A 25,602-nucleotide genomic window follows, 5' to 3' on the forward strand; every position below is an offset into this window, starting at 1 on the left:
TCCAGAACCCGGCTTACAGGCCGACTGGCACCTCGACCGTCGTGAAGGCGCTGGAACCGCGCGGCTCTTCCTTCTCCCCTTGCGGGGGGAGGTGCCCCGAAGGGGCGGATGAGGGGTCGCGCAGGGCTGCATCGTCGCGTTTCGGGGGTCTTCCCGCGAAGTGTCGCGAGACCCCTCATCCGGCAGCGCTCCGCGCTGCCACCTTCTCCCGCAAGGGGAGAAGGGAAGGTGCGCCATGGCGGGTTCAGGCCACCGTCAATTCGACCGGGATATTGCCCTTCGTCGCATGCGAATAGGGGCAAACCACATGGGCCTTCTGGACGAGGTCCTCGACCGTGGCCTTGTCGAGGCCGGGGACCGAGACGGTCAGCTTAGCGGTGATGCCAAAGCCCTGGCCGTCGTCGCGCGGGCCGATACCGATATCGGCCGAGACCCTGGCGTCTTCCGGAATCTTCACCTTCTCCTTGCCGGCGACGAACTTGAGCGCGCCGAGGAAGCAGGCCGAATAGCCCATCGCGAAGAGCTGCTCGGGATTGGTGCCCTCGCCGCCGCCGCCGCCAAGTTCCTTGGGCGTGTTCAGCACGAGCTTGACGTTGCCGGTGTCGGTCGCGGCCTGGCCTTCGCGGCCGCCGGTGGCGGAACCATGCGCCGTGTAGAGGGTCTTCATGATCGGTCTCCTTGCTTGGGTGAAGCGATGCTTGTCTTTTAGATTGTGCGCAATTAGATTGTCAACAATTAAATTGAGCTAGAGCCGAGGCGGTTGATTGTGAGGTCGCTTTCGGTCTTCGGTGAAGCAAGGTGATCGGCGAGGGCGCGATGGCGAAGCAGGACAAGGCCGAGAACGGGATGCCGCGCCTGGAGCAGCAGCTCTGCTTCGCGATCTATCAGGTCGGCCATGCCTTCAACCGGGCCTATCGCCCGATCCTTGCCGAGCTCGGACTGACCTATCCGCAATATCTCGTGATGCTCGTGCTCTGGGAGCAGGACGGGCTCGCCGTGAAGGAGCTTGGCGAGCGATTGATGCTCGATTCCGGCACGCTGACGCCGTTGTTGAAGCGGCTCGAAGCCTCCGGCCTGATCCGCCGCGAGCGCGATGCGCGCGACGAGCGGCAAGTACGCATCCATCTGGCCGAGAAGGGCGAGGGGCTGCGCGGGCAGGGGCGCTGCGTGCAGGAAGCGATCGGACAGGCGCTCGGTGGGACGGCGGGCGATGCAGGCCGGTTGCGCGACCAACTCGGGCTCGTCCGCGATGCGCTGCTGGCGTCCTCCCGCGAGGACTGAGCGCGTGTAGCCGCCCCGGCTGTCATTCCGGGGCTTCGCGTCGCTAAGAACCCGGAATCCACGGCCGGGTGAGCGACTTACAACGCGGCATAATATGTCTCACCCCGTCGTGGGTTCCGCGTTCGCGCCTGGGGCGCGCCCCGGAATGACAAGGGTGCGCGCTCTTCGCGTGGCTTCCGAGCTGCAATGCTTTGCGCTCATCAAAAAGAACGCCCCGCTTTCGTAAAATTTTTTCCCAGCGCCGAGGCGCATTTCCGCCTGCCCATAGGGTCGGGCGAAGCCGAATTGCGCGTGCTTACGGATACTTAACCTTAACGAGCTGTGATGGCGGAAAGTCCCCGCCGGTGCGTCGCTGCGCCTGCGATTCCATTGACGCCCATATAGGCCCATGCTATCCCAAATTATCTCGTCGAAGCCGGCAGGCAAACCAAGGGTCAGGCTCCGTGTGCCGCGCGGAATTTGGCTCGCTGGCCTGCCTTGCCCGCCTCGACGGGGAGTTCGTTCGCCGCTTGCGCATCTCAGCGGCGACGCCCTGAAGAGCAGGCCGGGAGGCGGCGTTGACAGACCGCTTCGTCTCGAATTTCACGAACCGGCTCGACGCCAAGGGGCGCGTCTCCATTCCCTCCAGTTTCCGGTCGGTGCTGGCGAAGGACGGCTACGAGGGGCTCTATGTCCATCAGGGCCTCGACCTGCCGGCGCTCGATGCCGGCGGCAACGCGCTGAGGGCCACGATCGACGACATCCTCGCGCGCTTCTCGCCGTTCTCGGACGAGTGGGAATTGCTTTCGACGGCGCTGAACGGCACCTCGGAGGTGCTGAAGATCGACACGGAGGGGCGGATGGTGCTGAGCGAGGCGCTGAAGGCGCATGCGGGCATCGGCGACGCCGTGACCTTCGTCGGCCATGGCCACAAATTCCAGATCTGGGAGCCGGAGCGGTTCCGCGCGCATCTCGACGCGGCGCGGACGCGCCTGCGCGACGTGAAGCGCACGCTCGGCAGTTTGACGATTCCAACGGGAGGGGCGGGCCCATGACGGACCATGGCGACCGTTCCGGCGAAGCCATCGGCGGACCGGTTCGTCACGTGCCCGTGTTGCTCGCCGAGGTTCTGCATGCGCTCGCGCCGCAGGCGGGGGGGCGCTATCTCGACGGCACCTTCGGGGCGGGCGGCTATTCGCGCGCCATCCTCGATGCCGCGCCGGGCGTGACCCTGCTCGGGCTCGACCGCGACCCCTCGGCGATTGCCGGCGGGGCCGATCTGGTCGCGGCGATGGCCGGGCGCCTGACCCTGTCCCAGGCCAATTTCGGCGAGCTCGCCGAGGAGGCCGAGCGCTTCAAGATGGCGCCGCTCGACGGCGTCGTGCTCGATATCGGCGTTTCCTCGATGCAGATCGATCAGGCCGAGCGCGGCTTCTCGTTCCGCTTCGACGGGCCGCTCGACATGCGCATGAGCAGCACCGGGCAGAGCGCCGCCGATCTCGTCAACGAGGCCGAGGAAGGGCTGCTCGCCAATATCTTCTACCATTATGGCGAGGAGCGTCGCTCGCGCGCCGTGGCGCGGGCCGTGATCGAGGCCCGCCGCAAGGCGCCGATCACGACGACCAAGCAACTGGCCGATCTCGTCGCCGGGATCGTATGGGGCGAGCCGGGCGGAGCGCATCCGGCGACGCGCGTGTTCCAGGCGCTGCGCATCGCGGTCAATGACGAGCTCGGCGAGCTCGTTCGGGCGCTTCATGCGGCCGAGACCGTGCTGAAGCCGGGCGGTCGGCTCGTCGTCGTGACCTTCCACTCCCTCGAAGACCGCATCGTCAAGCAGTTCTTCGCCGAACGCTCCGGCCGGGTGCCGGCGGGCTCGCGCCATGCGCCGGCTGTGGCCGCCGCGCAGCCGACCTTCAGGCTGGTCGCGAAGGGCGCCGTCGCGCCGTCCGAGGCCGAGATGCGGGCCAATCCGCGGGCGCGCTCGGCCAAGCTGCGGGCCGCCGAGCGCAACGATGCGCCGTCGCGCCGGGCCGATGCCGGCCTCGTCGCGCTTTCCACCGTCCCCGACCCGCAGCCGCGCCGGAGGCCCTGAGCGTGATCAAGCTCCTGCATGTCATCGCCATCGGCGCGCTGGTCTCATCGGCGGTCTATGCCTATTCGATCAAATACGAGACGACGCTTGCGACCGAGCATCTTCAGAAGCTCAAGGGCAAGATCCAGCGCGAGCGTGACGCCATCCAGGTGCTCAAGGCCGAGTGGCAGTTCCTCAACCGGCCGGATCGCGTCCAGATGCTGGCCGAGCGCCATCTCGACCTGCAGCCCTTCGTGGTGACGCAGGTGGTGAAGCCCTCCGACATCCCGAACCGCGGGCCGAAGGTCGATGCCATCGGCCGCAAGCTGGAGGATCTCGGCCTGGGGCTGCCGACCGAGACGCCGCGGGACCGCAAGGCGAGCGCGACCACGCCGGGAGCCATGCCGTGAACCAGTCGATCGATCAGGAGGCACCGGTGGAGCATCAGGCCGAGGCGATGGAGACGGTCGTGAAGCGCGGGCGCCTGGCCTGGCTGCGCGACGTCTTCCGCATGAGCGGCGAGAAGAGCGAGCCGCGCGTCGGGCTCGTCATCCTCGGCTTCTCCGCGCTGTTCCTCGCGATCACCGGCCGGCTCGTCATGCTGGCGACGCTGCCGAACGAGCAGGTCGGCCTGCGCCGCGCCACCTCCAACGCCATCTCCGCCGCGCGCCCCGATATCGTCGACCGCAACGGCGAGGTCCTGGCGACCGATATCCGCACGGTCTCGGTCTTCGCCGAACCGCGCCGCATCCTTGACAAGGACGAGGCGACCGAACTGCTGACCGCCGTGCTGCCCGATCTCGACGCTAAGGACCTGCGCGAGAAGCTCGGCACCAAGAAGGGCTTCGTCTGGGTCAAGCGCGAGATCACGCCGCGCCAGCAGGCCGAAGTCCACCGGCTCGGTATTCCCGGCATCGGCTTTGTGCCGGAGAACAAGCGCGTCTATCCGAACGGCAACGCCGCCGCGCATGTGCTCGGCTTCGCCAATATCGACAATGTCGGCATCGCCGGCATGGAGAAATACATCGACTCGCAGGGTCTGCAGGACCTGAACGGCGCCGGGTTGGCCACCGAGGCGTCGGACCTCAAGCCGATCAAGCTGTCGCTCGACCTGCGCGTCCAGCATCTGCTGCGCGACGAGCTGTTCAAGGGCATGGAGCGCTTCAAGGCCATCGCCGCCGCCGGCGCGATCATGGATGTGAATACCGGCGAGATGCTCGCGCTGGTCTCCCTGCCCGATTTCGACCCGAACAACCCGGTCGACGCGCTGGAGAAGGATCGGATCAACCGGATGAATGTCGGCGTCTACGAGATGGGCTCGACCTTCAAGGCGCTGACCATCGCGATGGCGCTCGATTCCGGCAAGGTCAACATCAACTCGACCTTCTCGACCGCGGGCGGAATGATGCGGTTCGGCCGCCAGGTCATCAAGGAATATCACGGCACCGGCCGCAACCTGACGGTGCCCGAGGTCTTCGTGCATTCCTCGAACATGGGCTCGATCAAGATGGCGCTGGCCGTCGGCGTCGACGGTCATAAGGCCTTCCTCAGGAAGATGATGCAGCTCGACCGGATGACGACCGAGCTGCCGGAAAGCGCCGCCCCGATCGTCCCGCAGCGCTGGGGCGAGATCAACACGGCGACCATCGCCTTCGGCCACGGCCTCGCGGTCGCACCGCTCCAGGCGCTGGCGGCGGTGGGCGCGCTGGTCAATGGCGGCTACCTGATGAAGCCGACCTTCCTGAAGCGGACCGAGGAGGAGGCGCGCCAGGTCTCGACGCGCGTCATCAAGCCGGAAACCTCGGAAGCGATGCGCTTCATCATGCGCATCAACGGCGAGAAGGGCTCGGCCCGCAAGGCCGACATTCCCGGCTATTTCGTCGGCGGCAAGACCGGCACGGCCGAAAAGGTCATCAACGGCCGCTACGCCAAGAACAAGAACTTCACGACCTTCACGGCGATCGCGCCCTCGGACAAGCCGAAATACGTGTTCCTCGCGATCTATGACGAGCCGAAGGGCTATGCCGAGAGCGGCGGCTATTCGACCGCGGCGTGGAATGCCGGCGTCACCACCGGCAAGGTGATCGAGCGCGCGGCGCCGATCCTCGGCCTCAACCCACGCTTCGACCCGCCGCCGTCGCCGTTCCCGTTGATGGCGAAGCTCGGCGCCTGGGGTTCGCGCTGATCTCGGCCTATAAGCGGAAGCCATGAGCATGACCGGATACAGCCTCGGAGACCTCTTCCCCGAGATTTTCGATGCTGAGGCCGCGAGCCAGCAGGTGCATGGCGTCGCCTTCGACAGCCGCAAGGTGACCGGTGACGATGTCTTCGTCGCGCTGGCCGGCGCCAAGGCCGATGGCGCGCGCTTCATCATGGATGCCGTCGCGCACGGTGCGGTCGCGGTCGTTTCGGGCGGCCCGCGCCCCGACGACCTGCCGGCCGGCGTCGCCTTCGCGCAGGTCGACGATCCCCGCCTCGCGCTGGCGCTGGCGGCGGCCAAGATCCATCCGCGCCAGCCGAAGACGATCGTCGCGGTGACCGGCACCAGCGGCAAATCCTCGGTTGCGGACTTCACCCGCCAGATCTTCCAGGCGCTCGGCCATGAATCGGCGAGCGTCGGCACGATCGGCGTCGTGACGGCCAAGGGCGCCGATTACGGCTCGCTGACGACGCCGGACCCGCTCTCGCTGCACGCCTCCTTCGACAAGCTTGCCGGCGAGGGCATCACGCATCTCGCGATGGAGGCCTCCTCGCACGGGCTCGACCAGCGCCGTCTCGACGGCGTGCGGTTGAGCGCCGGTGCCTTTCTCAATCTCGGGCGCGACCATCTGGACTACCATCCGAGCGTCGAGGAGTATCTCGCCGCCAAGCTCAGGCTCTGGGAGCTGCTGCCGGCGGGGGCTCCTGTCGTGATCAACCGCGACGAGCCCTATGCGGAGGAGGCGGCTGAAGCTGCGGCCAAGGCGGGGCATCCGATCATCGGCATCGGCCGCAAGGGCGAGACGCTGAGGCTGCTGCGCAACGAGCGCGACGGCTTCTCGCAGCGGCTGACCGTTGGCTTCGACGCGCGCGAACTCTCCGTCGACCTGCCGCTGGTCGGCGATTTCATGGCCGGCAATGCGCTGGTCGCCGCCGGGCTCGCCATCGCGACCGGCGAGGACAAGGCTGCCTCGCTTAGAGCGATCTCCGGCCTGAAGGGCGTCGCGGGGCGGCTCGAGCGCATCGGCGAGGCCAATGGCGGGCTCGTCGTCGTCGATTACGCCCATAAGCCCGATGCGCTTGCCGCGGTGCTGACGACGCTGCGGCCCTATGCGACCGGTCGGCTGATCTGCGTCTTCGGCTGCGGCGGCGACCGTGACAAGGGCAAGCGCCCGCTGATGGGCGCGATCGCGGCCGAGAAGGCCGATATCGCCATCGTCACCGACGACAATCCGCGCAGCGAAGACCCGGCGACGATCCGGGCAGAGATCATGGCCGCGTCGCCGAAGCTCCGGGAGATCGGCGACCGCGAGGAAGCGATCAACGCCGCGGTTGGGATGCTGAAGCCTGGGGATTTGCTGGTCGTGGCCGGAAAAGGCCATGAATCCGGCCAGATCATCGGCGACCGGACGCTGCCCTTCTCGGATCACGACGTGGTCCGGAAAGCGCTATCGGAGATCAAGTGATGGGCGCCCCGCTCTGGACCGGAGACAAGCTGATCGCGGCGCTGCGTGCGCGGGCGGAGGGCGCCGTGCCACCCGTGGTGACCGGCGCCTCGATCGATACCCGCACGCTGGAGCCGGGCGACGTCTTCTTCGCCATCACTGGCGAGGCCCGCAACGGGCATGACTTCGTCAAGGCCGCGCTCGACAAGGGCGCCGCGCTCGCCGTGGTCGACGAAGCGCATGCCGCTCAGTTCGAAGGAGCAGGTGCGCTTGCCGTCGTGCCGGACGTGCTGAAGGCGATGGAGCATGCGGGTACCGCACGCCGCGCCGAGCTCAAGGCAGGCATCGTCGCGGTCACCGGCTCGGTCGGCAAGACCGGCACCAAGGAGGCGCTGCGGCTCGTGCTCTCGCGCCAGGGCAAGACCCATGCGCCGGTCGCCTCCTACAACAATCATTGGGGCGTGCCGCTGACGCTGGTGCGCACACCTGCCGATGTCGCCTATGGCGTCTACGAGATCGGCATGAACAGCCCCGGCGAGATCGTGCCGCTGGCGCGGATGGTGCGCCCGCAGGTCGCCATCGTCACCACGATCCAGCCCGTGCATCTCGCCGCCTTCGCATCGCTCGAAGGGATCGCCGAAGAAAAGGCGGGGGTCTACTGGGAGCTCGAGAAGGGCGGCACGGCGATCGTCAACGCCGATATCCCGCAATCGGAACTGCTGCGCGATATCGCCAAGTCAGGACCGGCCGGGCGGATCATCACCTTCGGCGAGAGCCCGGATGCCGATGTGAAGCTGATCTCCTGCGCGCTGAAGCCCGACATGTCGACGGTCGAGGCCCGCGTCTGCGGGGAGCCGGTAACCTACCGGCTGGGCAGCCCGGGCAAGCATATCGTGCTGAACTCGCTGGCCGTGCTGGCAGCCGTCCATGCGCTCGGCGCCGATCTCGCGCTGGCCGCGCTGGCGCTGGGCGACCTCAAGCCGCCGGCCGGGCGCGGCGCGCGGCAGGTGCTGCAGGCGCCTGGCGGCAGGATCACGCTGCTCGACGAGAGCTATAACGGCAACCCGGCCTCGATGCGCGCCGCGATCGAGAATCTCGGGCGCCTGCCGGTCGAAGGCCGCGGCCGGCGCATCGCCGTGCTCGGCGACATGCTGGAGCTCGGGGCGACCGGGCCGGAGCTGCATCGGGGGCTGGCCGAACCGCTGGTTTCGAACGGGATCGACACGGTCTTCACCTGCGGCCCGCTGATGAAAGGGCTTCATGAGAGCTTGCCTTCCGCCATGCGGGGGGCTTATGCCGCAACCGCGAGCGAGCTGGAGCCGCTCGTGCTCGATGCGATCCGCGGCGGCGACACCGTCACCGTCAAGGGATCGCTGGGCACGCGCATGGGGCCGATCGTCAAGGCGATCCTCGCGCGTTTTCCTGCCGTGCCTGCCGAAGACTGACCTACAAGAGAACCCGCAGCATGCTCGTCTGGCTCGCCGACTTCGCCGGCACCTTCCCGGTGCTGAACGTCTTCCGCTACATCACCTTCCGCGCAGGTGGGGCGACCGCGACGGCGCTGCTCTTCGTCTTCTTCTTCGGTCCCTCGGCCATCTCCTGGCTTAGGATCAAGCAGGGCAAGGGCCAGCCGATCCGCACAGACGGACCGGAATCGCATCTCGCCAAGCGCGGCACGCCAACGATGGGCGGGCTGATGATCCTGACCGGGCTTTTCGTCGCCGTGCTGCTCTGGGGCAACCTGCGCAATCCTTACGTCTGGATCGTGCTCGGCGTTACCGCGGCTTACGGCGCCATCGGCTTCTATGACGACTTCCTCAAGGTCACCAAGCAGTCGCACAAGGGCTTCTCGGGCAAGGCCCGCATCGCGATCGAGGTCGTGGTCGCGCTGATCGCCTGCTATTTCATCATGCAGACGCAGCCGCCGGCGATCGGTTCGGGCTTCGCGATGCCCTTCCTCAAGGAAGCGATCATCCCGCTCGGCATCCTGTTCCCGCTGGTCACCGCCTTCGTCGTGGTCGGTGCCGGCAACTCGGTGAACCTGACCGACGGGCTCGACGGCCTCGCCATCGTGCCGGTGATGATCGCCGCCGGTACCTTCGGCTTCATCTCCTATCTCGTCGGCAACGCGATCTTCGCCAATTATCTGCAGATCCATCACATCCCCGGCGCGGGCGAGCTGGCGGTGATCTGCGGCGCGGTGATCGGCGCCGGCCTCGGCTTCCTCTGGTTCAACGCGCCGCCGGCCCAGATCTTCATGGGCGATACCGGTTCGCTCGGCTTAGGGGGCCTGCTCGGCACGATCGCGGTCGCGACCAAGCATGAGATCGTGCTGGCCATCGTCGGTGGTCTCTTCGTCGTCGAGGCGCTCTCGGTGATCATCCAGGTCTTCGTGTTCAAGCGCACGGGCAAGCGCGTCTTCCTGATGGCGCCGATCCACCACCATTTCGAGAAGCTGGGCTGGACCGAGCCGCAGGTCGTGATCCGCTTCTGGATCATCTCGGTTGTGCTCGCGCTGGTCGGCCTCGCCACGCTGAAGCTGCGCTGAGAGTGCACGCATGACGCCCGTCACCGTTTTCGCCGGGCGCAAGGTCGCCCTGTTCGGCCTCGGCGGCTCCGGGCTTGCCACGGCGCGCGCGCTCAAGGCGGGCGGTGCCGATGTCGCAGCCTGGGACGACAACGAAAAGAGCCGTGAGAAGGCGGCGACTGACGGTATCGCCGTCGTCGATCTGGCGAATGTGGATTGGTCGGGCTTCGCGGCCTTCGTGCTCTCGCCCGGCGTGCCGCTGACCCATCCCGAGCCGCACTGGACGGTCGGCAAGGCCAAGGCTGCCGGCGTCGCGATCATCGGCGATGTCGAGTTGTTCTTCCTGGAGCGCGCGAAGGTCGCGCCTGGTGCACCGGTCGTCTGCATTACCGGCACCAACGGCAAATCGACCACGACCGCGCTGATCGCGCATGTGCTGAAGGAGGCTGGCCGCGACGTGCAGATGGGCGGCAATATCGGCACTGCCGTGCTGGCGCTGGAGCCGCCGGCCGCTAACCGCATCCATGTCATCGAGTGCTCGAGCTACCAGATCGACCTCGCGCCTTCGCTCGCGCCGACCGTCGGCATCCAGATGAACCTGACGCCGGATCATCTCGACCGCCACGGTTCGCTGGAGAACTACGCCGCGATCAAGGAGCGGCTTGTTGCTGCGGCCGATATCGCGGTGGTCGGCGTCGATGACGAGGCCTCGAAGCAGATGGCGCGCCGTCGCGCCGCTGGAGGCCGCCGGCTTGTAAGGATCAGCGGCGAGCAGCCGCTGGATGAGGGCGTCTTCGCAGGCGTCACCGCCAATCAGGGCCGGCTCGATACGCGCATCGTCGAAGTGAAGGACGGCAAGCCAAAGGTCGTCGCCAATCTCGCCGGGATCGGTAGCCTACGCGGCTCGCACAATGCGCAGAACGCGGCAGCGGCCTTTGCCGCCTGCTCGGCTTTGGGCCTCACCGCGGAAGAGATCGCGGCCGGCTTCAAGACCTATCCGGGCCTGGCGCACCGCATGGAAGAACTCGGCCGGATCGGCCGCGTCGTCTTCATCAACGATTCCAAGGCGACCAATGCCGATTCCACCGAGAAGGCGCTGACCTCCTTTCACGGCATCTTCTGGATCCTCGGCGGCAAGGCCAAGGACGGTGGCATCGAGAGCTTGCGCCGCTATTTCCCGAACATCGCGCGGGCCTACCTGATCGGCGCGGCGAGCGACCTCTTCGCCGCGACCTTCGACGATGACGGGCGCGTCAGTTACGAGCGCAGCGTCACGCTCGACAAGGCCGTGGCGGATGCGACGCGCGATGCGCTGGCGGCGCCGGGCGAGGGCGAGATCGCGGTGCTGCTCTCACCGGCCTGCGCCTCCTTCGACCAGTTCCCGAATTTCGAGGTGCGCGGCGACGCGTTCCGCAAGCTGGTCTCAGAACTGCCGGGCTTCGAGCCCTTCGGCGGGAAGCGCTAGTTTCAACCCCGCCGGGCTGCCTCGATCTTGGCGACGTCGATCTTCTGCATCGTCATCATCGCGGCGAAGGCGCGCTTCGATTCCTCGCCGCCGGCCGAGAGCGCTTCGGTCAGCGCGCGCGGGGTGATCTGCCAGGACAGACCCCATTTGTCCTTGCACCAGCCGCAATCGCTTTCCTTGCCGCCATTGCCGACGATGGCGTTCCAGTAACGATCCGTTTCCTCCTGGTCCTCGGTGGCGATCTGGAACGAGAAGGCCTCGCTGTGCTTGAACATCGGCCCGCCATTGAGGCCGAGGCAGGGGATGCCGAGCACCGTGAAGGTGACCGTCAGCGCGTCGCCGGCCTTGCCCGACGGAAAATCGGTCGGTGCGCGGAAGACCTCCTTCACCGCGCTGTCCGGGAAGGTTTCGGCATAGAAGCGGGCAGCGGCCTCGGCATCCTTGTCGTACCACAGGCAGATCGTGTTCTTGGCGACGGCCATGGTCAGTCCTTTCGCTGTCGAGACGGGTGCGCCGCGAAACTCCCCGCATGGGCACGACAATTCGTGTCAGGAGTGGCCGCGGCAGCTCGATCAAGCTGCAGGGTCGTCGAGGCGAGGAGATGGCGGGCGTGAGGTCCGACCCGCCATCTTTGACGTCGCCAGTCGCAACTTCTAGCGCTCGGACTGCGCTGTTCGAATGGCCAGCGGCAGCGCCGTGACGATGACCGGGGCGACCAACAGGGCCCAGGCGGCGGAATAGCCGAACTGGTCGGTGACGAGGCCGAAGAGCCAGGGGCCGAGCGCCATCGCAATCAGACAGAGTGTCGAGGCGAAGCTGACCGTCGAGGCGATCGAGGTCGACGGCGCCATCTCCGCGATCTCGAGCAGGTAGAGCGGGAACCAGCCGATCCCGAACAGGCCGAAGGCGACGAGGACGGTCGCCGTGAGCCAGGCCGGGGCGCCGAGCGGCAAGGCGGCGAAGATCATGACGATCACGGTCCCGATCAGTGCGATGGCGGCGAAGGCACGCGGGCGATGTCCGGGCCAGAGCCGGTCGCAGAGCCAGGGCAGGCCGACGCGACCGGGGATGCCGGCAAGCTGCGCCAGGGCGAACAAGCTGGCCGCGCCGACGAGGCCGAGGCCGAGCGCGCCGCCCATATAGCCGATGGCATGGGCGGTGAAGGTGAACTGGAAGGCCGACATCGCGATGCCCAGCCGGAGCACCGGCCAGAATTGCGGGTTCTTCCCGACGGTTCGGATCAGGGCGCCGAGCTTCAGCGGCTCCTCGCGCCTGGCTCCGGGCGCGGCCTGTCCGCCCTCGCGATAGAACAGCAGGAACAGCAGGCTGCCGAGCACGGAAACGCCAGCGCTGAACCAGGCGGCTGCCGACAAGCCGGCCTGCGCGGCGATGAGCGGCAGCAGCGCCGCCGCGATCATCGTGCCCAGCGGGACGGCCGCCTGCCGGAAACCCGTCGCCAATGCGCGATGGCGCGGCGGGAACCAGCGCATGATCGCCCGCGTGCCGCCCGGCTGCACGGCAGCATAGGTGCCGCCGAGGGCGGCCATGCAGAGCAACAGGCCGGTCAGCTCCGTCGCGAAGGAGGCGGCCACCATCGCGGCGGCCATGGCCAGCATGGCGAGCCCGACGACGACACGCTCGCCATAGCGGTCGATCGCCCGGCCGATGCCGTAGATCGTCGCGATCTGGGCGCCATTCATCAGCGTCACCGCCAGCGAGGCCGAGGCCAACGAGACGCCGAAGGCATCGCGCCAGAAGGGCACGAGGATGTAGACGCCCTGCGAAACCACGGAGCCGGCGGTCTGGGTTGCGACGGCGACCGTCAGGACGGTCCAGATGGAGATGCTGGTCGGAGCCGGCTCCGCAGATGGTATGGGTGAGGCGGCGGCGGTGGTTCTGGTCATCGGCTTTCGAGTCCGGAGGCGATGCCACGACCAGACGCCGATTTTCATCTCATCGAAACTGTCGGGTTTCGGATATCAGTGATATCGTTCTGTTATGGATATCCGCCGCTTGCTCGATCCCGAAGCTGTCGAGACCTTCGTTCTCGCCGCCGACCTGCGCTCCTTCACCAAGGCGGCGGCCACGCTGAACACGACGCAGGCCGCGGTCTCGCTGCGGTTGAAGCGATTGGAGGCGCAGATCGGCCAGCGCCTGCTCGAACGCACGCCGCGCCGTATCGGCCTCACTCCGGCCGGCGAGCGCTTCCTCGGGCCGGCGCGGGACATCCTCGCTGCCCACCGCCGCGCCGCTGAGGCGCTGATGCAGGAGAACGTGTCGCTCAATCTCGGCGTCACGCATCATCTCGTCGGACCCGAGCTGACGCGGGCGATCCAGGTCGCCGGGCAGCCGGGTGGGGGCGTGACGCTGTCGCTGCGGACGGGGCTCTCGCGCGGGCTGCTCGAGATGTTCGATGCCGGCGAGCTCGATGCGGTCATCGTCCTGCGCCATGATGCCAGCCGGCGCGACGGGGAAATCCTCGCCGAGTCGCGGTTCGGCTGGTTCGCCGCGCCGACATTCTCGCCGTTCCAGGGCGAGCCGTTGCCGCTCGCGGTGCAGCGGCAGCCTTGCAATCTGCGGGCGATGGCGGTCGATGCCCTGGCTGTCGCGGGCTTGCCGTGGCGGGAGTCGTTCGTCGGCGAGGGTGCTGCTTCGGTCGCCGCGGCAGCGAGCGCCGGCCTTGGTCTGGCGCCGCTCGCGCATTGTGCCGTGCCGGCGGGATTGGTCGAGGTCGGCGGGCGCTTCAAGCTGCCGCCACTCCCGCCGCGGCCCATCATTCTGCACTCGGCGGTGAGCCGCCCGCGGGCCGCCGCGCTGCTCAACGGGATGGCGTCGGCGTTCCGCTCCGTGGCCGTGCGATGATGTGGATGGCGCTGCCCCGAAGCCGCTGATCCGGCACATCGGAATCAATCGGTTAACCATTCATTGACAGAGTGATTCGTCACGCAGGCGTGGCTTCGGCCGCGCAGAATTTGTCGATGGGATGCCCGTCATGGTCTCGCGCGCGGAACCTTCTCTCAGCGGTCGCTGGTGGTGGTCGATCGACCGCTTCATCCTGACCGCGCTCGTCGCGCTGATGGTCTCGGGCGTCGTGCTGCTGATGGCCGGCGGCCCGCCGGTGGCCGAGCGGCTCGGCCTCTCGACCTTCCATTTCGTCAACCGACAGGCGGCCTATCTCGCCGGCGCGATGGTGATTTTCCTGGGGGTGTCGCTGATGACGCCACGCCAGGTGCGCCGTACGGCATTGCTGCTCTATGTCGGCTCGCTCGCCATGGTGGTGGCGACGCTCTATTTCGGCGTTGAGGTGAAGGGCGCGAAACGCTGGCTGACACTCGGGCCGTTGGGCTCCGTCCAGCCGTCGGAGTTCCTCAAGCCCGCCTTCGTCGTGATGGCCGCCTGGGCCTTTGCCGAAGGCACGCGCCGGCCGGACCTGCCGGGCACGATCCTGGCGCTGCTGCTGCTGCCCTTCACCATCGTGCCGCTCGTCCTCCAGCCCGATTTCGGCCAGACCATGCTGGTCAGCCTCGTCTGGGCGGGGCTGTTCTTCGTCGCCGGCCTGCACTGGTTCTGGGTGATCGGGTTAGGGGGCGTCGGTGCCGTCGGCATCGTCGTCGCCTATGAGTTCGTGCCGCATGTCCGCGCCCGCATCGAGCGCTTCATGGACAAGGGGTCGGGCGATTCATTCCAGGTCGACACGGCGCTGGAGAGCTTCGCGCAGGGCGGCTGGCTCGGCAAAGGCCCGGGCGAGGGCACGGTGAAGCGCATCCTGCCGGATGCCCATACCGACTTCATCTTCGCGGTCACGGCCGAGGAATTCGGCATCGTGGTCTGCATGCTTCTGGTCGCGCTCTTCGCGGTGATCGTGATCCGGGCGCTGTTCGTGGCGCAGAAGGCGGAGGACCCGTTCATCCGTCTCGCGGTCACCGGACTCGCCCTGCTCTTCGGCATCCAGGCGGCGATCAACATGATGGTCAACCTGCACATGATGCCGGCCAAGGGCATGACGCTGCCCTTCATCTCCTATGGCGGCTCCTCGCTGCTTTCGCTCGCGGTCGGCACCGGCTTCCTGCTGGCGCTCACGCGGCGGCGGCCACGCTCCGCCGATTTCGGGCGCTGATCGATGGCTGCTGGCAAGCTCATCATGCTGGCGGCCGGGGGGACCGGCGGCCATCTCTTCCCGGCGGAGGCGCTGAGCCACGCGCTGCACGCCAAGGGCATGCGCGTCGTGCTGATGACCGATACGCGTGCCGCCGAGTTCGCCGGCAATTTCCCGGCGGAGGCGGTGCATGCCGTGCCGGCGGCGACGCCGTCCGGCCGCTCGCCGCTGCAGAAGGCGGCGGCGCTGTTCAACATCGCCAAGGGCACGTTCTCGGCGCGGCGGATCATCCGGCAGGTGAAGCCGGACGTCGTCGTCGGCTTCGGCGGCTATCCGACCGTGCCGCCGGTGCTCGGCGCCTCGCTCGCGGGCGTCCGCACGCTCATCCACGAACAGAACGCCGTGATTGGCCGGGCCAACCGCTTCCTCGCCGGCCGGGCCGACGTGATCGCGACCGGCTTTGCAGAGGTCGGCGGTCTGACGGAAGCGCAGCAGGCCAAGTGCCGCCATGTCGGCAATCCCGTGCGCCCGGCCGTGATCGAGGCTGCGGGCCATGATTATGACCCGCCGGGCGAGGACAAGATCAGGCTGCTCGTCTTCGGCGGCAGCCAGGGTGCGCGCATCATGGCCGATATCGTGCCGCCGGCAGTCCAGCTCCTCACCGATGCCGAGCGGGCGCGCCTGACCATCGTGCAGCAGGCGCGGTCTGAGGACGACGAGCGCGTGCGCGGCATCTACGAGACGCTCGGCGTCCCGGCGATGATCGCGCCCTTCTTCAAGGACCTGCCGGCGCAGATGGCGGCGGCGCAGCTCGTGATCGCGCGCTCGGGCGCCTCGACGGTGGCGGAGCTCACCGTGATCGGCCGGCCCGCCCTGCTGGTGCCGCTGCCGGGCTCGCTCGACCAGGACCAGGCGGCGAACGCCGCCTTCCTCGAAGGGGTGGGCGGAGCGATCCGCATTCTCCAGCCCGAATTCACGCCGCGCCATCTTGCCGCCGAATTGTCGAAGCTGATCGCACAGCCCGCGCACTTGACGACGATGGCGGCAAACGCGAAGAGCGCCGGCATTCCCGACGCTGCCGACCGCCTCGCCGATCTCGTGATCGCCACGGCCCATACTCCGAACTGACAGGATTCCAGGACCATGAAGCTGCCGCCGAAGCTCGGCTCCATCCATTTCGTCGGCATCGGCGGCATCGGCATGTCCGGCATCGCCGAGGTCCTGCACAATCTCGGCTACAAGGTGCAGGGCTCGGACGCCTCCGACGGCGCGAACGTCAAGCGCCTCGCCGACAAGGGCATCACCACCTTCGTCGGCCACAAGGCGGAGAATCTCGGCGAGGCCGAGGTCGTCGTCGTTTCGACCGCGATCAAGCGCGACAATCCCGAACTGCTTGCGGCCCGCGAGCAGCGCCTACCGGTGGTGCGCCGCGCCGAGATGCTGGCCGAGTTGATGCGCCTCAAGAGCTGCGTCGCCATCGCCGGCACCCATGGCAAGACGACGACGACCTCGCTGGTCGCGACGCTGCTGGAGAAGGGCGGGCTCGACCCGACCGTGATCAATGGCGGCATAATAAACGCCTACGGCACCAATGCCCGCATGGGCGAGAGCGACTGGATGGTGGTCGAGGCCGACGAGTCCGACGGCACCTTCCTGAAGCTGCCGGCCGACGTCGCGATCGTCACCAATATCGACCCCGAGCATCTCGACCATTTCGGCACCTTCGACGCGATCAAGGCGGCCTTCCGCTCCTTCGTCGAGAACCTGCCCTTCTACGGCTTCGCGGTGATGTGCATCGACCATCCGACGGTGCAGGGCCTCGTCGGCCAGATCACCGACCGGCGCGTCGTCACCTATGGCGAGAACCCGCAGGCCGATTTCCGCCTGATCGATATCGATCTCTCGGGCGGGCAGGCGAAGTTCACGCTGCTGATCCGCGACCGCAAGACCGGCCGGGACGAGGTGATCCGCGACCTCGTCATGCCGATGCCCGGCCATCACAACGCGCTCAACGCCACGGCTGCGATCGCGGTCGCCTACGATCTCGGCATCCCCGTGCAGCGTATCCGCGAAGCGCTGGCCGGCTTCGGTGGCGTCAAGCGCCGCTTCACCAAGACCGGCGAGTGGAACGGCGCGCTGATCTTCGACGATTACGGCCACCACCCGGTCGAGATCGCCGCGGTGCTCAAGGCCGCCCGCGCCTCGACCAAGAGCAAGGTCATCGCGATCGTCCAGCCGCATCGCTACACCCGCCTGTCGAGCCTGTTCGACGATTTCGCCGCCTGCTTCAACGATGCCGACACGGTGATCGTGACCGATACCTATGCGGCGGGCGAAGCGCCGATCCCCGGCGCCGACCGCGATTCGCTGGTCGCCGGGATCAAGGCGCGCGGCCATCGCCACGCGCTGCCCTTGGAGAGCTCCGACAAGCTCGCCGAGATGGTGGCGGAGCTGGCGGGGCCGGGCGACTATGTCGTGTTCCTCGGCGCCGGCAACATCACGCAATGGGCTTATGCGCTGCCGGGGGAACTGGCGGCGCTGAAGGGGTAGGCGCGGCTCTCCGCAATTGCGCCGTCATGCTCGGGCTTGACCCGAGCATCTCCTGCCAGAGATTCTCGGGTCTACGCTTCGCTTCGCCCGAGAATGACGGCCTGTTCCGTCCCCGACCACCATGCTCTAAAGCGACGCCATGCCCTTCGCAGACCTCTCCTCCGATATCCGCGCCTCGGCTCCCGATCTGCGGGGCCGGCTTCTCGCCAATCAGGAACTCTCCGGCCTGACCTGGTTCCGCGTCGGCGGTCCGGCACAGATCCTGTTCACGCCGGCCGATGACGAGGACCTCGCCTATCTGCTGTCGAAGCTGCCGGAGGACATTCCGGTCACGGTGATCGGACTCGGCTCCAACCTGATCGTGCGCGATGGCGGCATTCCCGGTGTCGTGGTCCGGCTCGGCGGCAAGGCTTTCGGCGAGATCGCGCTGGAGAGCGGCGACCGTCTGCGCGCCGGCACGGCGGTGCCGGACGTCAAGGTTGCCCGCGCTGCGGTGGATGCCTCGCTCGACGGGCTCGCCTTTTACCGCGGCATCCCCGGCTCGATCGGCGGGGCGCTGCGTATGAATGCCGGCGCTCATGGTGGCGAGACCACCGATGTGCTTGTCTCGGCGCGTGGCGTCACCCGCAAGGGCGAGATCGTGACGCTCTCGCATGCCGAGATGGGTTTCACCTATCGCAACAGCGCGGCCTCGACCCGCGACATCATCTTCACCTCCGCCCTGTTCCAGGGCCGGCCGGGCGACCAGGCGGAAATCCAGGCCGAGATGGACCGGGTCACGGCGGCCCGCGAGGCGGCCCAGCCGATCAAGGAGCGCACCGGCGGCTCGACCTTCAAAAACCCCGAAGGCGGCAAGGCCTGGAAGCTGATCGACGCTGCGGGCTGCCGCGGCCTGCGCGTCGGCGGGGCGCAGGTCTCGGAGATGCACTGCAACTTCCTGATCAACACTGGTGGCGCGACGGCCGCCGATGTCGAAGGGCTCGGCGAGGAGGTTCGCCGCCGGGTCAAGGAAAACTCCGGCTTCGAGCTCCAGTGGGAGATCAAGCGGCTCGGGGTTGCGGCGTAGCCGGGGCTGCCGAGGCGCGGCGGCGGGAGAGGATCATCCCGACGATCGTGGAACCCAGCACGATCGCGATGCCGAGGAACTGAAGCGGGCTCAGCCATTCCCCCAGAAGTAGGGCGCCGAGGATCGTCGCCATGGTCGGGCTGAGCAGGCCGAGGAAGGCGACGCCTGCGCCCAGCGTGGTGATGCCCCTGATCCAGAGCCAGTAGGTCAGGGCCGTGCCGACCAGCACCAGATAGGTCATTCCGAGCCCGTTGAGGGCGCTCGGCACCGGCGGCGGACCTTCGACGAACAGGGCGATGGGCAGCAGGATCAGGCCGCCGAGCGTGAGCTGCCAGGCCGCGATTGCGAGCGGCGAACCCAACTTGCCCCAGCGTTCGATCAGCACGGTGCCGGTCGCCATCGAGGCGGCGCTGAGGAGCCCGGCGATGATGCCGATCGCATCGGGCTTGGCGTGGGGATCGAGCACCAAGAGCGCGACCCCGACGAGACCGGCGAGCGCAGCGAGGATCTGGCCGCGCCCCGGACGCCGGTTGAGCAAGGGCCAGGCGAGCAGGCCGACGATCAAAGGCTGGGTCGAGCCGACGGTCGCGGCAAGCCCGCCGGGCAGGCGCGCCGCGCTGACGAAGAGCAGGGCGAAGAAGATGCCGATATTGGCGAGGCCGAGCGCCGCCAATGGCAAGAGCTTGTCGCGCGGCGGCAGGCCGGCTCCGAGCGCCATCAATAACAGGCCGGCGGGCAGGGCCCGCAGCGCACCGACGAGCAGCGGATGATCCACCGGCAACGTCTGTGTGAAGATGATGTAGGTGGTGCCCCAGATGCAGGGCACGAGGATCGTGGTCAGCAAGGTCCGGTTCAGCGGCATGTCGGCCTCCGATCGCGCGGCGCGCTTGGCTCTTGGCGGCGCGGCTGCTAGTTTGATTTGATATAAGATAATTCGATATCAAATTATCTGACGTGAAGATACTTGGCAAGGAGCCGGAATGAGTCAGGAGCGAGCCGGCGTTCAGGGCGGTCCGATGGATTCGATCCTGGCGCAGTGGCGACGGGAGAGGCCCGATCTCGATACCAGCGTCATGGCGGTCTGCGGCGATCTCTGGCGAGCGGCGGACCGGGTGCGCGACGGGGTTTCCGCCAATCTCGCCGGGGACGATCTCGATCTCGCCGGCCACGACGTGCTGCTGACGCTCCGGCGCCAGGGCAGGGGGCGGGCGCTTTCCCCCTCCGAACTTGCCGCGGACATGATGATCTCGACCTCGGCGATGACGAACCGGCTCGACCGCTTGCAGAAGCGCGGGCTGATCGAGCGGCAGCCCGATCCGGCAGACCGGCGGGCACTGCGGATCGTGCTGACCGAGGCCGGTTTCGCGCTGGTGGACCGAATCGTCGTCAGCCATGTCGCGACCGAGGAGCGGCTGGTCAGCGCGCTTTCGGGGGAGGAGCGGGCGGAGCTCAGGCGGCTGCTCGCAAAGATCGGCTAGCGGCTGATTCTCTCGGGAACCGCGCGGTCATCCCGGGCTTGACCCGAGATCCATGCCCGAGCGCTTCCGATCAAGGTTCAGGCATGGATCCCGGCTCTTCGCTTCGCTCCGGCCGGGATGACCCACGTTTCATTGAAAACACTCGTGCTCGATCCCGCCGCGAACGGGTTCCGCAAGGCCTTGCCGCGAAACGCCGACGCCGCCCATTAACGCGGCGTTCGTCTTGGTTAACGCGCTGTTAACCAAGTTTAACGAGGTTGGACGCATCGCAGGAGCGAAGCGTCGATGACCAGACATGTTGCAGTGCTGATGGGCGGATGGTCCGTCGAGCGGGAGGTCAGCCTCAACAGCGGCGCGGCCTGCGCGCGGGCGCTGGAAAGCGTCGGCTACCGCGTCACCCGCGTCGACGTGCAGCGCGACATCGCCGAGGTGCTGGCGAAGCTGAAGCCCGATGTCGCCTTCAACGCCCTGCATGGCCGCTTCGGCGAGGACGGCACGATCCAGGGCGTGCTGGAGATCCTGCGCATTCCCTACAGCCATTCCGGCGTGCTGGCCTCGGCGCTGGCGATCCGCAAGGACCGGGCGAAGACCGTGGTGAAGGCGGCCGGCGTACCGGTCGCCCACGGCGTCAACGTCTCGCGATTCGCCGCCGCCAAGGCGCATGTCCTGCCGCCGCCCTACGTGCTCAAGCCGATCGACGAGGGCTCCTCCGTCGGCGTCGTCATCGTCAAGAAGGGCAGGGAGCATCCGCCGCAGGAAATCGCCCGGCCGGACTGGCCCTGCGGCGAGATGCTGCTGGCAGAAACCTTCATCGCCGGGCGCGAACTGACCTGCGCGGTGATGGGCGACCGCAGCCTCGGTGTGACCGAAATACAAGCCGCAACCGGTGAGTTTTACGACTACGACGCGAAGTACGCGAAAGGCGGCTCGATCCACATCTGTCCGGCTCAAATTTTACCGAAAATTTACCAGCAGATCGAAGAGTGTGCGTTAACGGCGCATCAAGCAATCGGATGCCGGGGCGTCAGCCGATCTGACTTCCGCTACCACGACGAGAGCGACACGCTCGTCTGGCTGGAAGTCAATACGCAGCCCGGGATGACCGAGACCAGCCTGGTGCCCGAGTTGGCTGCCCATGCGGGCCTGGATTTCGGTGAGCTCGTCAAATGGATGGTGGAGGACGCCTCCCTCGATCGGTGAAAGCGATGTCGGCGAAAACCGTTGCCATGCCCCGCTATGCGCCTGCCCGGCCGCTCTCCCGGCTGCCGGTCGCGCATGCCGCCCCCCAGCTGCTGGTGGGTGAGCAGCGCCAGGGCCGCTGGATGCGCCGCTCGCGTCGTAGCGCCGTCGCGGTGCCGCTGGCGCAGCGCCTGCCGCAGAGCCTCGGCACCTGGCTGGCGCTGGGCTTCCTGACGCTCAGCCTCGGCAGCGGCTTCGTGCTCGGCGGCCACTGGCAGACCATGCAGGACAATTACGGCGAGCCGCGCCACATGTTCGCGCGGGCGCTCGGCTTCGGCATCGACCGCGTCACCATCTCCGGCCTCTCGGGCTTGTCCGAGCAGGAGGTCCTGGTTGCGGCCGGCATCGATTCGAAGACCTCGCTGGTGTTTTTCGATGCCGACGAGGCCCGCAAGCAGCTCGAGGCGACGCCGCTGATTCGCGAGGCCGCCGTCCGCAAGCTCTATCCGGGCGAGGTCTCGATCGCGCTCACCGAGCGCGAGCCCTATGCGCTCTGGCAGGTGAAGGGCGAGCTCTTCGTGATCGCGGCCGACGGCACGGTGATCGACAAGATGGACGATGGCCGCTTCGCCTATCTGCCGCTGGTCGTCGGCGCCGATGCCAACAACCGCGCCGCCGAATATCTGGCGATCCGCAGCAAGGCCGGCGCCTTCGCCCAGCATATCCGCGCAGCGACCCTGGTCTCCGGGCGTCGCTGGAACCTGAAACTCGACAACGGCATGGATGTGCGCTTGCCCGAGACCAAGCCGGAAGCCGCGGTGCAGCGCCTCGTGTCGCTGGAGAGCGATTATCGCATCCTCGACAAGGACGTGCTGGCCATCGACCTGCGCCAGCCCGACCGGGTGACGATGCGGCTCTCGGAAGAGGCTGCCGCGGCGCGCGCCGACCAGCTCAAGAGCAAGGCCAAGAAGAAGGGAGGCGAGGCGTGAACCACGTCACCTCCCAGGGTCTGACGCCCCGCATGCGTCCGCTGTCGTCGCGCAAGAGCGCGACCTTGTCGATTCTCGACATCGGCACCAGCAAGGTCGTCTGCCTGATCGCCGAGCTCAGCCCGGCCGAGACCAACGAACGGCTGCGCGGGCGCACCCATGTCGCCCGCATCATCGGCATCGGCCACCAGCGCTCGCTCGGCCTGAAGGGCGGCGCGATCGTCGATCTCGAAAGCGCCGAGCGCGCGATCCGTGCCGCTGTCGACGCGGCCGAGCGCATGGCGAAGGTCGAGGTGCAGTCGGTCATCGTCAACCTGACCGGCGGGCGCATCGGCTCGCAGCATTATGCGGCGAGCGTCGACCTGCGCTCCGGCTCGGTCGGCGACAGCGATGTGAAGCGCGTGCTCGCGACGGCCGCGACCCATGCGCTGCGCCCCGGCAAGGCCGTGCTCCATGCCCTGCCGACCGGCTATGCGCTGGACGGCGTGCCCGGCGTGCTCGATCCGCGCGGCCTGATCGGCGGCAAGCTCTCGGTCGACATGCATGTCGTCGCCAGCGAAGCGGCAGCGGCGCGCAACGTGATGCTCGCGGTCGAGCGCTGCCATCTCGAAGTCGAGGCGGTGGTCGCGACCCCCTACGCCTCCGGCCTCTCGGTTCTGGTCGACGACGAATCGGAGATGGGCGTCGTCCTCGTCGATCTCGGCGGCGGCTCGACCTCGCTCGGCGTGTTCTCGGGCGGGCATCTCGTCCATGCCGACGCAATCGCCGTCGGCGGCAACCACATCACCATGGACGTGGCGCGCGGCCTCTCGACCCGCGTCTCGGCGGCCGAGCGGCTGAAGACGCTGCACGGCTCCTGCATCTCCAGCGCGTCCGACGAGCGCGACATGATCGCGGTGCCGCAGGTCGACGACGACGAGCGCGACATGCCGAACCATCTCGCCAAGTCGCATCTGGTCAGGATCATCAAGCCGCGCGTCGAGGAGATCCTCGAACTGGTGCGCGACAGGCTGAACAATGCCGGCTTCTCGGCCCAAGCCGGGCGGCGCGTCGTCCTCACCGGCGGTGCCTGCCAGCTCACCGGACTGCCGGAAGTGGCCCGGCGCATCCTCGGCGGGCAGGTCCGGACCGGCCGCCCGCTCGGGATCAAGGGCCTGCCGGAAGCGGGCAAGGGCCCGGCCTTCGCGGCGGCGGTCGGCCTGCTGGTCTACCCGCAGGTCGCCCATGTCGAGCATTTCGAGCCGCGTGCTGCCGGTGCGCGCCATTTCGCGACCGGGACGGATGGCTACTTCTCGCGCGTCGGGCGGTGGCTGAAAGACAGTTTCTAGTGAGTACGGCTCGTCCCCAGGGCGGGCCACGGCGTCAAACGTAGCAATCGGGACGGCTCCCGCCAGGCGCCGGACAAGGGATCAAAAGAGGCAATCATGGCGATGAATCTGCAAGCCCCGGACATCCGGGAACTGAAGCCCCGGATCACGGTGTTCGGCGTCGGTGGCGCCGGCGGCAATGCGGTCAACAACATGATCGAGGCCGGCCTCGACGGCGTCGACTTCGTCGTCGCCAACACCGATGCGCAGGCTCTCGCCCTGTCGCGCGCCTCCCGCATCGTGCAGATGGGCCTGCAGGTCACCGAGGGTCTCGGCGCCGGCTCGCAGCCGGAAGTCGGGCGCGCGGCGGCCGAAGAGGTCATCGACGAGATCCGCGACCATCTGGCGGGCGCCCACATGGTCTTCATCACCGCCGGCATGGGCGGCGGCACCGGCACGGGCGCTGCCCCCGCGATCGCCCGCGTCGCCCGCGACATGGGCATCCTGACCGTCGGCGTCGTCACCAAGCCGTTCCAGTTCGAAGGCCAGCGCCGCATGCGCATGGCGGAGGCCGGCATCGGCGAGCTGAACGAGGCGGTCGACACCCTGATCGTCATCCCGAACCAGAACCTGTTCCGCGTCGCCAACGAGACCACCGGCTTCGCCGATGCCTTCGGCATGGCCGACCAGGTGCTCTATTCGGGCGTCGCCTGCATCACCGACCTGATGGTCCGCCCCGGCCTGATCAATCTCGACTTCGCGGACGTGCGCGCCGTGATGCGCGGCATGGGCAAGGCGATGATGGGCACCGGCGAGGCGCAGGGCGAGAAGCGCGCGCTGACCGCGGCCCAGGCCGCGATCAACAACCCGCTGCTCGACGACGTCTCGATGAAGGGCGCGCGCGGCCTGCTGATCTCGATCACCGGCGGGCGCGACATGAAGCTCTATGAGGTCGACGAGGCCGCCACCCGCATCCGCGAGGAGGTCGATTCCGAGGCCAACATCATCGTCGGCGCGACCTTCGACGAATCGCTGGAAGGCACTGTGCGCGTCTCCGTCGTCGCGACCGGCATCGACAAGCCGATCTCGTCGCTGGTCGAGAACGACGACACCGAAGCCCGCATCGCCCAGGTCGCCGAGCGCCTGAAGGCCGAGGCCCGCCTGCGCAGCAACGCCGCGGTCGCCACCGCACGCCCGGTCGCTCCGCCGGCTCCCGTGATCGAAACGGCCCGCGTCGCCCCGGCTCAGATGCCGGAGCCCGCTCCGATCGCCCAGGTCGCGCAGGACATCCGCATCGAGCCGGTGCAGCCGCGCCCGGTGATGGCCGCCCCTCCGGCGCCCGAGCCCGTCCACCATGCCGAGCCGCACCTGCATTTCGACGAGAGCTTCATCCCGCCGATGCCGGAGCGCGCCGTCGTCCGCCCGACCCGCATGCCGCGCGTCGAGGACCTGCCGGCTCCGGGCCAGGCCCAGCTCAATGCCCATCGTGGCGTCCAGCCCGCGCCGCAGCCGCCGAGCGCCGTCGAGCAGAAGCGCATGTCGCTGATGCAGCGCCTCGCCTCCGTCGGCTTCGGCGGCCGCAAGGATGACGAGGCCGAGATGGCTCCGGCTCCCGCGCCGGCCCGTCAGATGCCCCAGGCTCCGATGCCGCAGGCGGCTGCGCCGAGCGCAGCGCATGCCGAGTATATGCGCCGCCCGGCGCCGCAGCCGGCCTCGCGCCCGGCGCAGGGCCAGCTCGACCCGCATGGCCGCGCTGCCCCGACTCGCTCCAGCGAGGAAGACCATCTCGAGATCCCGGCCTTCCTCCGCCGCCAGGCGAACTGACCGGACACAAAGCCTCTCACGGCTCTGCAACAAAGCCCGCCGCGGTATCTCCGCGGCGGGCTTTTCGTCGTTAGAAAATGTTTATCTTTCAGGACTTTAATGCGCGCGCTCGGGCCGGGCAGCGCTGTAACACAGCGAAAGAAAGC

Annotated in this window: 23 protein-coding genes; 19 read left to right on the plus strand and 4 right to left on the minus strand. The window is 67.9% G+C overall.

The genetic code is table 11. The features are described from left to right. Positions 1-244: 244 nt before the first annotated feature. The gene (locus JHD80_RS17495) at positions 245-667 is read right to left on the minus strand and encodes an organic hydroperoxide resistance protein (RefSeq protein ID WP_199089878.1); all 423 of its coding nucleotides are present in this window, start codon (positions 665-667) and stop codon (positions 245-247) included. A gap of 179 nt (positions 668-846) precedes the next feature. On the opposite strand from JHD80_RS17495, the gene JHD80_RS17500 reads away from it, so the two are divergent. The 9 genes from JHD80_RS17500 (at position 847) to murD (ending at position 10,967) form a co-directional block, all read left to right on the plus strand. Next, positions 847-1,281 (plus strand): MarR family winged helix-turn-helix transcriptional regulator, encoded by a 435-nt coding sequence (locus JHD80_RS17500; RefSeq protein WP_465246532.1) that lies wholly within the window; start codon positions 847-849, stop codon positions 1,279-1,281. 557 nt (positions 1,282-1,838) lie between these two features. Beyond that, the gene (locus JHD80_RS17505) at positions 1,839-2,315 is read left to right on the plus strand and encodes a division/cell wall cluster transcriptional repressor MraZ (RefSeq protein WP_199089880.1); all 477 of its coding nucleotides are present in this window, start codon (positions 1,839-1,841) and stop codon (positions 2,313-2,315) included. Continuing rightward, positions 2,312-3,352 carry a 16S rRNA (cytosine(1402)-N(4))-methyltransferase RsmH gene (gene rsmH, locus JHD80_RS17510; RefSeq protein ID WP_199089882.1) on the plus strand — a complete coding sequence of 347 codons (1,041 nt, stop codon included), beginning with the start codon at positions 2,312-2,314 and terminating at the stop codon, positions 3,350-3,352. Before JHD80_RS17505 ends, rsmH begins: the two co-directional genes overlap by 4 nt. A gap of 2 nt (positions 3,353-3,354) precedes the next feature. Further along, the gene (gene ftsL, locus JHD80_RS17515; protein ID WP_199089884.1) at positions 3,355-3,741 is read left to right on the plus strand and encodes a cell division protein FtsL; all 387 of its coding nucleotides are present in this window, start codon (positions 3,355-3,357) and stop codon (positions 3,739-3,741) included. Between the two features lie 47 nt (positions 3,742-3,788). After that, positions 3,789-5,516 (plus strand): peptidoglycan D,D-transpeptidase FtsI family protein, encoded by a 1,728-nt coding sequence (locus tag JHD80_RS17520; RefSeq protein WP_199089924.1) that lies wholly within the window; start codon positions 3,789-3,791, stop codon positions 5,514-5,516. A 28-nt stretch (positions 5,517-5,544) separates the two neighbouring features. Beyond that, on the plus strand, positions 5,545-6,996 hold the full coding sequence (locus tag JHD80_RS17525; protein ID WP_199089886.1) for a UDP-N-acetylmuramoyl-L-alanyl-D-glutamate--2,6-diaminopimelate ligase: 1,452 nt from the start codon (positions 5,545-5,547) through the stop codon (positions 6,994-6,996). Continuing rightward, positions 6,996-8,420, plus strand: coding sequence for a UDP-N-acetylmuramoylalanyl-D-glutamyl-2,6-diaminopimelate--D-alanyl-D-alanine ligase (locus tag JHD80_RS17530; RefSeq protein ID WP_199089888.1), 1,425 nt, complete (start codon positions 6,996-6,998; stop codon positions 8,418-8,420). Before JHD80_RS17525 ends, JHD80_RS17530 begins: the two co-directional genes overlap by 1 nt. Positions 8,421-8,440: 20 nt before the next feature. Then, on the plus strand, positions 8,441-9,523 hold the full coding sequence (gene mraY / locus JHD80_RS17535) for a phospho-N-acetylmuramoyl-pentapeptide-transferase (protein ID WP_199089890.1): 1,083 nt from the start codon (positions 8,441-8,443) through the stop codon (positions 9,521-9,523). A 10-nt stretch (positions 9,524-9,533) separates the two neighbouring features. Further along, positions 9,534-10,967, plus strand: a complete 1,434-nt coding sequence (gene murD, locus JHD80_RS17540; RefSeq protein ID WP_199089892.1) for a UDP-N-acetylmuramoyl-L-alanine--D-glutamate ligase — start codon at positions 9,534-9,536, stop codon at positions 10,965-10,967. Between the two features lie 2 nt (positions 10,968-10,969). Here murD and JHD80_RS17545 read toward each other — a convergent pair whose 3' ends face one another. After that, a complete protein-coding gene (locus JHD80_RS17545; RefSeq protein WP_199089894.1) occupies positions 10,970-11,449 on the minus strand; it encodes a VOC family protein in 480 nt (159 codons plus the stop codon). Between the two features lie 171 nt (positions 11,450-11,620). Beyond that, the gene (locus JHD80_RS17550) at positions 11,621-12,871 is read right to left on the minus strand and encodes an MFS transporter (protein WP_199089895.1); all 1,251 of its coding nucleotides are present in this window, start codon (positions 12,869-12,871) and stop codon (positions 11,621-11,623) included. A 109-nt stretch (positions 12,872-12,980) separates the two neighbouring features. On the opposite strand from JHD80_RS17550, the gene JHD80_RS17555 reads away from it, so the two are divergent. From JHD80_RS17555 to murB, 5 genes are all read left to right on the plus strand, one after another. Continuing rightward, complete coding sequence (locus JHD80_RS17555) at positions 12,981-13,829, plus strand: LysR family transcriptional regulator (protein ID WP_349237295.1); 849 nt, start codon at positions 12,981-12,983, stop codon at positions 13,827-13,829. 130 nt (positions 13,830-13,959) lie between these two features. Beyond that, entirely contained in the window at positions 13,960-15,084 is a 1,125-nt protein-coding gene (locus JHD80_RS17560; protein WP_199089899.1) for an FtsW/RodA/SpoVE family cell cycle protein, read from the plus strand. A 3-nt stretch (positions 15,085-15,087) separates the two neighbouring features. Beyond that, positions 15,088-16,191: an undecaprenyldiphospho-muramoylpentapeptide beta-N-acetylglucosaminyltransferase gene (murG, locus tag JHD80_RS17565; protein WP_199089901.1), complete on the plus strand. Its 1,104-nt coding sequence runs from the start codon at positions 15,088-15,090 to the stop codon at positions 16,189-16,191. A 15-nt stretch (positions 16,192-16,206) separates the two neighbouring features. After that, complete coding sequence (gene murC, locus JHD80_RS17570; RefSeq protein ID WP_199089903.1) at positions 16,207-17,613, plus strand: UDP-N-acetylmuramate--L-alanine ligase; 1,407 nt, start codon at positions 16,207-16,209, stop codon at positions 17,611-17,613. A 139-nt stretch (positions 17,614-17,752) separates the two neighbouring features. Continuing rightward, positions 17,753-18,679, plus strand: coding sequence for a UDP-N-acetylmuramate dehydrogenase (gene murB / locus JHD80_RS17575; RefSeq protein ID WP_199089905.1), 927 nt, complete (start codon positions 17,753-17,755; stop codon positions 18,677-18,679). Here murB and JHD80_RS17580 read toward each other — a convergent pair. Beyond that, the gene (locus tag JHD80_RS17580; RefSeq protein ID WP_199089907.1) at positions 18,654-19,541 is read right to left on the minus strand and encodes an EamA family transporter; all 888 of its coding nucleotides are present in this window, start codon (positions 19,539-19,541) and stop codon (positions 18,654-18,656) included. The two genes, murB and JHD80_RS17580, sit on opposite strands and share 26 nt — an antisense overlap. Positions 19,542-19,659: 118 nt before the next feature. Here JHD80_RS17580 and JHD80_RS17585 point away from each other — a divergent pair, with 118 nt between their 5' ends. From JHD80_RS17585 to ftsZ, 5 genes are all read left to right on the plus strand, one after another. Continuing rightward, positions 19,660-20,157, plus strand: coding sequence for a MarR family winged helix-turn-helix transcriptional regulator (locus JHD80_RS17585; protein WP_199089909.1), 498 nt, complete (start codon positions 19,660-19,662; stop codon positions 20,155-20,157). A gap of 285 nt (positions 20,158-20,442) precedes the next feature. Further along, the gene (locus tag JHD80_RS17590) at positions 20,443-21,357 is read left to right on the plus strand and encodes a D-alanine--D-alanine ligase (RefSeq protein ID WP_199089910.1); all 915 of its coding nucleotides are present in this window, start codon (positions 20,443-20,445) and stop codon (positions 21,355-21,357) included. A 5-nt stretch (positions 21,358-21,362) separates the two neighbouring features. Beyond that, positions 21,363-22,325: a cell division protein FtsQ/DivIB gene (locus JHD80_RS17595; RefSeq protein ID WP_248311620.1), complete on the plus strand. Its 963-nt coding sequence runs from the start codon at positions 21,363-21,365 to the stop codon at positions 22,323-22,325. 32 nt (positions 22,326-22,357) lie between these two features. After that, the gene (ftsA, locus tag JHD80_RS17600) at positions 22,358-23,653 is read left to right on the plus strand and encodes a cell division protein FtsA (protein ID WP_199089931.1); all 1,296 of its coding nucleotides are present in this window, start codon (positions 22,358-22,360) and stop codon (positions 23,651-23,653) included. A 96-nt stretch (positions 23,654-23,749) separates the two neighbouring features. After that, complete coding sequence (gene ftsZ / locus JHD80_RS17605) at positions 23,750-25,456, plus strand: cell division protein FtsZ (protein ID WP_199089912.1); 1,707 nt, start codon at positions 23,750-23,752, stop codon at positions 25,454-25,456. Positions 25,457-25,602 lie beyond the last annotated feature (146 nt).

The organism is Allobosea sp. ASV33, assembly GCF_016428755.1.
In the GTDB taxonomy this organism is placed as follows: domain Bacteria; phylum Pseudomonadota; class Alphaproteobacteria; order Rhizobiales; family Beijerinckiaceae; genus Allobosea.

Coding starts and splice junctions, on each gene's coding strand:
- JHD80_RS17495 (WP_199089878.1), bottom strand. CDS start 667: ATGAAGACCCTCTACACGGCGCATGGTTCCGCCACCGGCGGCCGCGAA.
- JHD80_RS17500 (WP_465246532.1), top strand. CDS start 847: ATGCCGCGCCTGGAGCAGCAGCTCTGCTTCGCGATCTATCAGGTCGGC.
- rsmH (WP_199089882.1), top strand. CDS start 2,312: ATGACGGACCATGGCGACCGTTCCGGCGAAGCCATCGGCGGACCGGTT.
- JHD80_RS17520 (WP_199089924.1), top strand. CDS start 3,789: ATGGAGACGGTCGTGAAGCGCGGGCGCCTGGCCTGGCTGCGCGACGTC.
- JHD80_RS17525 (WP_199089886.1), top strand. CDS start 5,545: ATGACCGGATACAGCCTCGGAGACCTCTTCCCCGAGATTTTCGATGCT.
- JHD80_RS17530 (WP_199089888.1), top strand. CDS start 6,996: ATGGGCGCCCCGCTCTGGACCGGAGACAAGCTGATCGCGGCGCTGCGT.
- mraY (WP_199089890.1), top strand. CDS start 8,441: ATGCTCGTCTGGCTCGCCGACTTCGCCGGCACCTTCCCGGTGCTGAAC.
- murD (WP_199089892.1), top strand. CDS start 9,534: ATGACGCCCGTCACCGTTTTCGCCGGGCGCAAGGTCGCCCTGTTCGGC.
- JHD80_RS17545 (WP_199089894.1), bottom strand. CDS start 11,449: ATGGCCGTCGCCAAGAACACGATCTGCCTGTGGTACGACAAGGATGCC.
- JHD80_RS17550 (WP_199089895.1), bottom strand. CDS start 12,871: ATGACCAGAACCACCGCCGCCGCCTCACCCATACCATCTGCGGAGCCG.
- JHD80_RS17560 (WP_199089899.1), top strand. CDS start 13,960: ATGGTCTCGCGCGCGGAACCTTCTCTCAGCGGTCGCTGGTGGTGGTCG.
- murG (WP_199089901.1), top strand. CDS start 15,088: ATGGCTGCTGGCAAGCTCATCATGCTGGCGGCCGGGGGGACCGGCGGC.
- murC (WP_199089903.1), top strand. CDS start 16,207: ATGAAGCTGCCGCCGAAGCTCGGCTCCATCCATTTCGTCGGCATCGGC.
- murB (WP_199089905.1), top strand. CDS start 17,753: ATGCCCTTCGCAGACCTCTCCTCCGATATCCGCGCCTCGGCTCCCGAT.
- JHD80_RS17580 (WP_199089907.1), bottom strand. CDS start 19,541: ATGCCGCTGAACCGGACCTTGCTGACCACGATCCTCGTGCCCTGCATC.
- JHD80_RS17585 (WP_199089909.1), top strand. CDS start 19,660: ATGAGTCAGGAGCGAGCCGGCGTTCAGGGCGGTCCGATGGATTCGATC.
- JHD80_RS17590 (WP_199089910.1), top strand. CDS start 20,443: ATGACCAGACATGTTGCAGTGCTGATGGGCGGATGGTCCGTCGAGCGG.
- JHD80_RS17595 (WP_248311620.1), top strand. CDS start 21,363: ATGTCGGCGAAAACCGTTGCCATGCCCCGCTATGCGCCTGCCCGGCCG.
- ftsA (WP_199089931.1), top strand. CDS start 22,358: ATGCGTCCGCTGTCGTCGCGCAAGAGCGCGACCTTGTCGATTCTCGAC.
- ftsZ (WP_199089912.1), top strand. CDS start 23,750: ATGGCGATGAATCTGCAAGCCCCGGACATCCGGGAACTGAAGCCCCGG.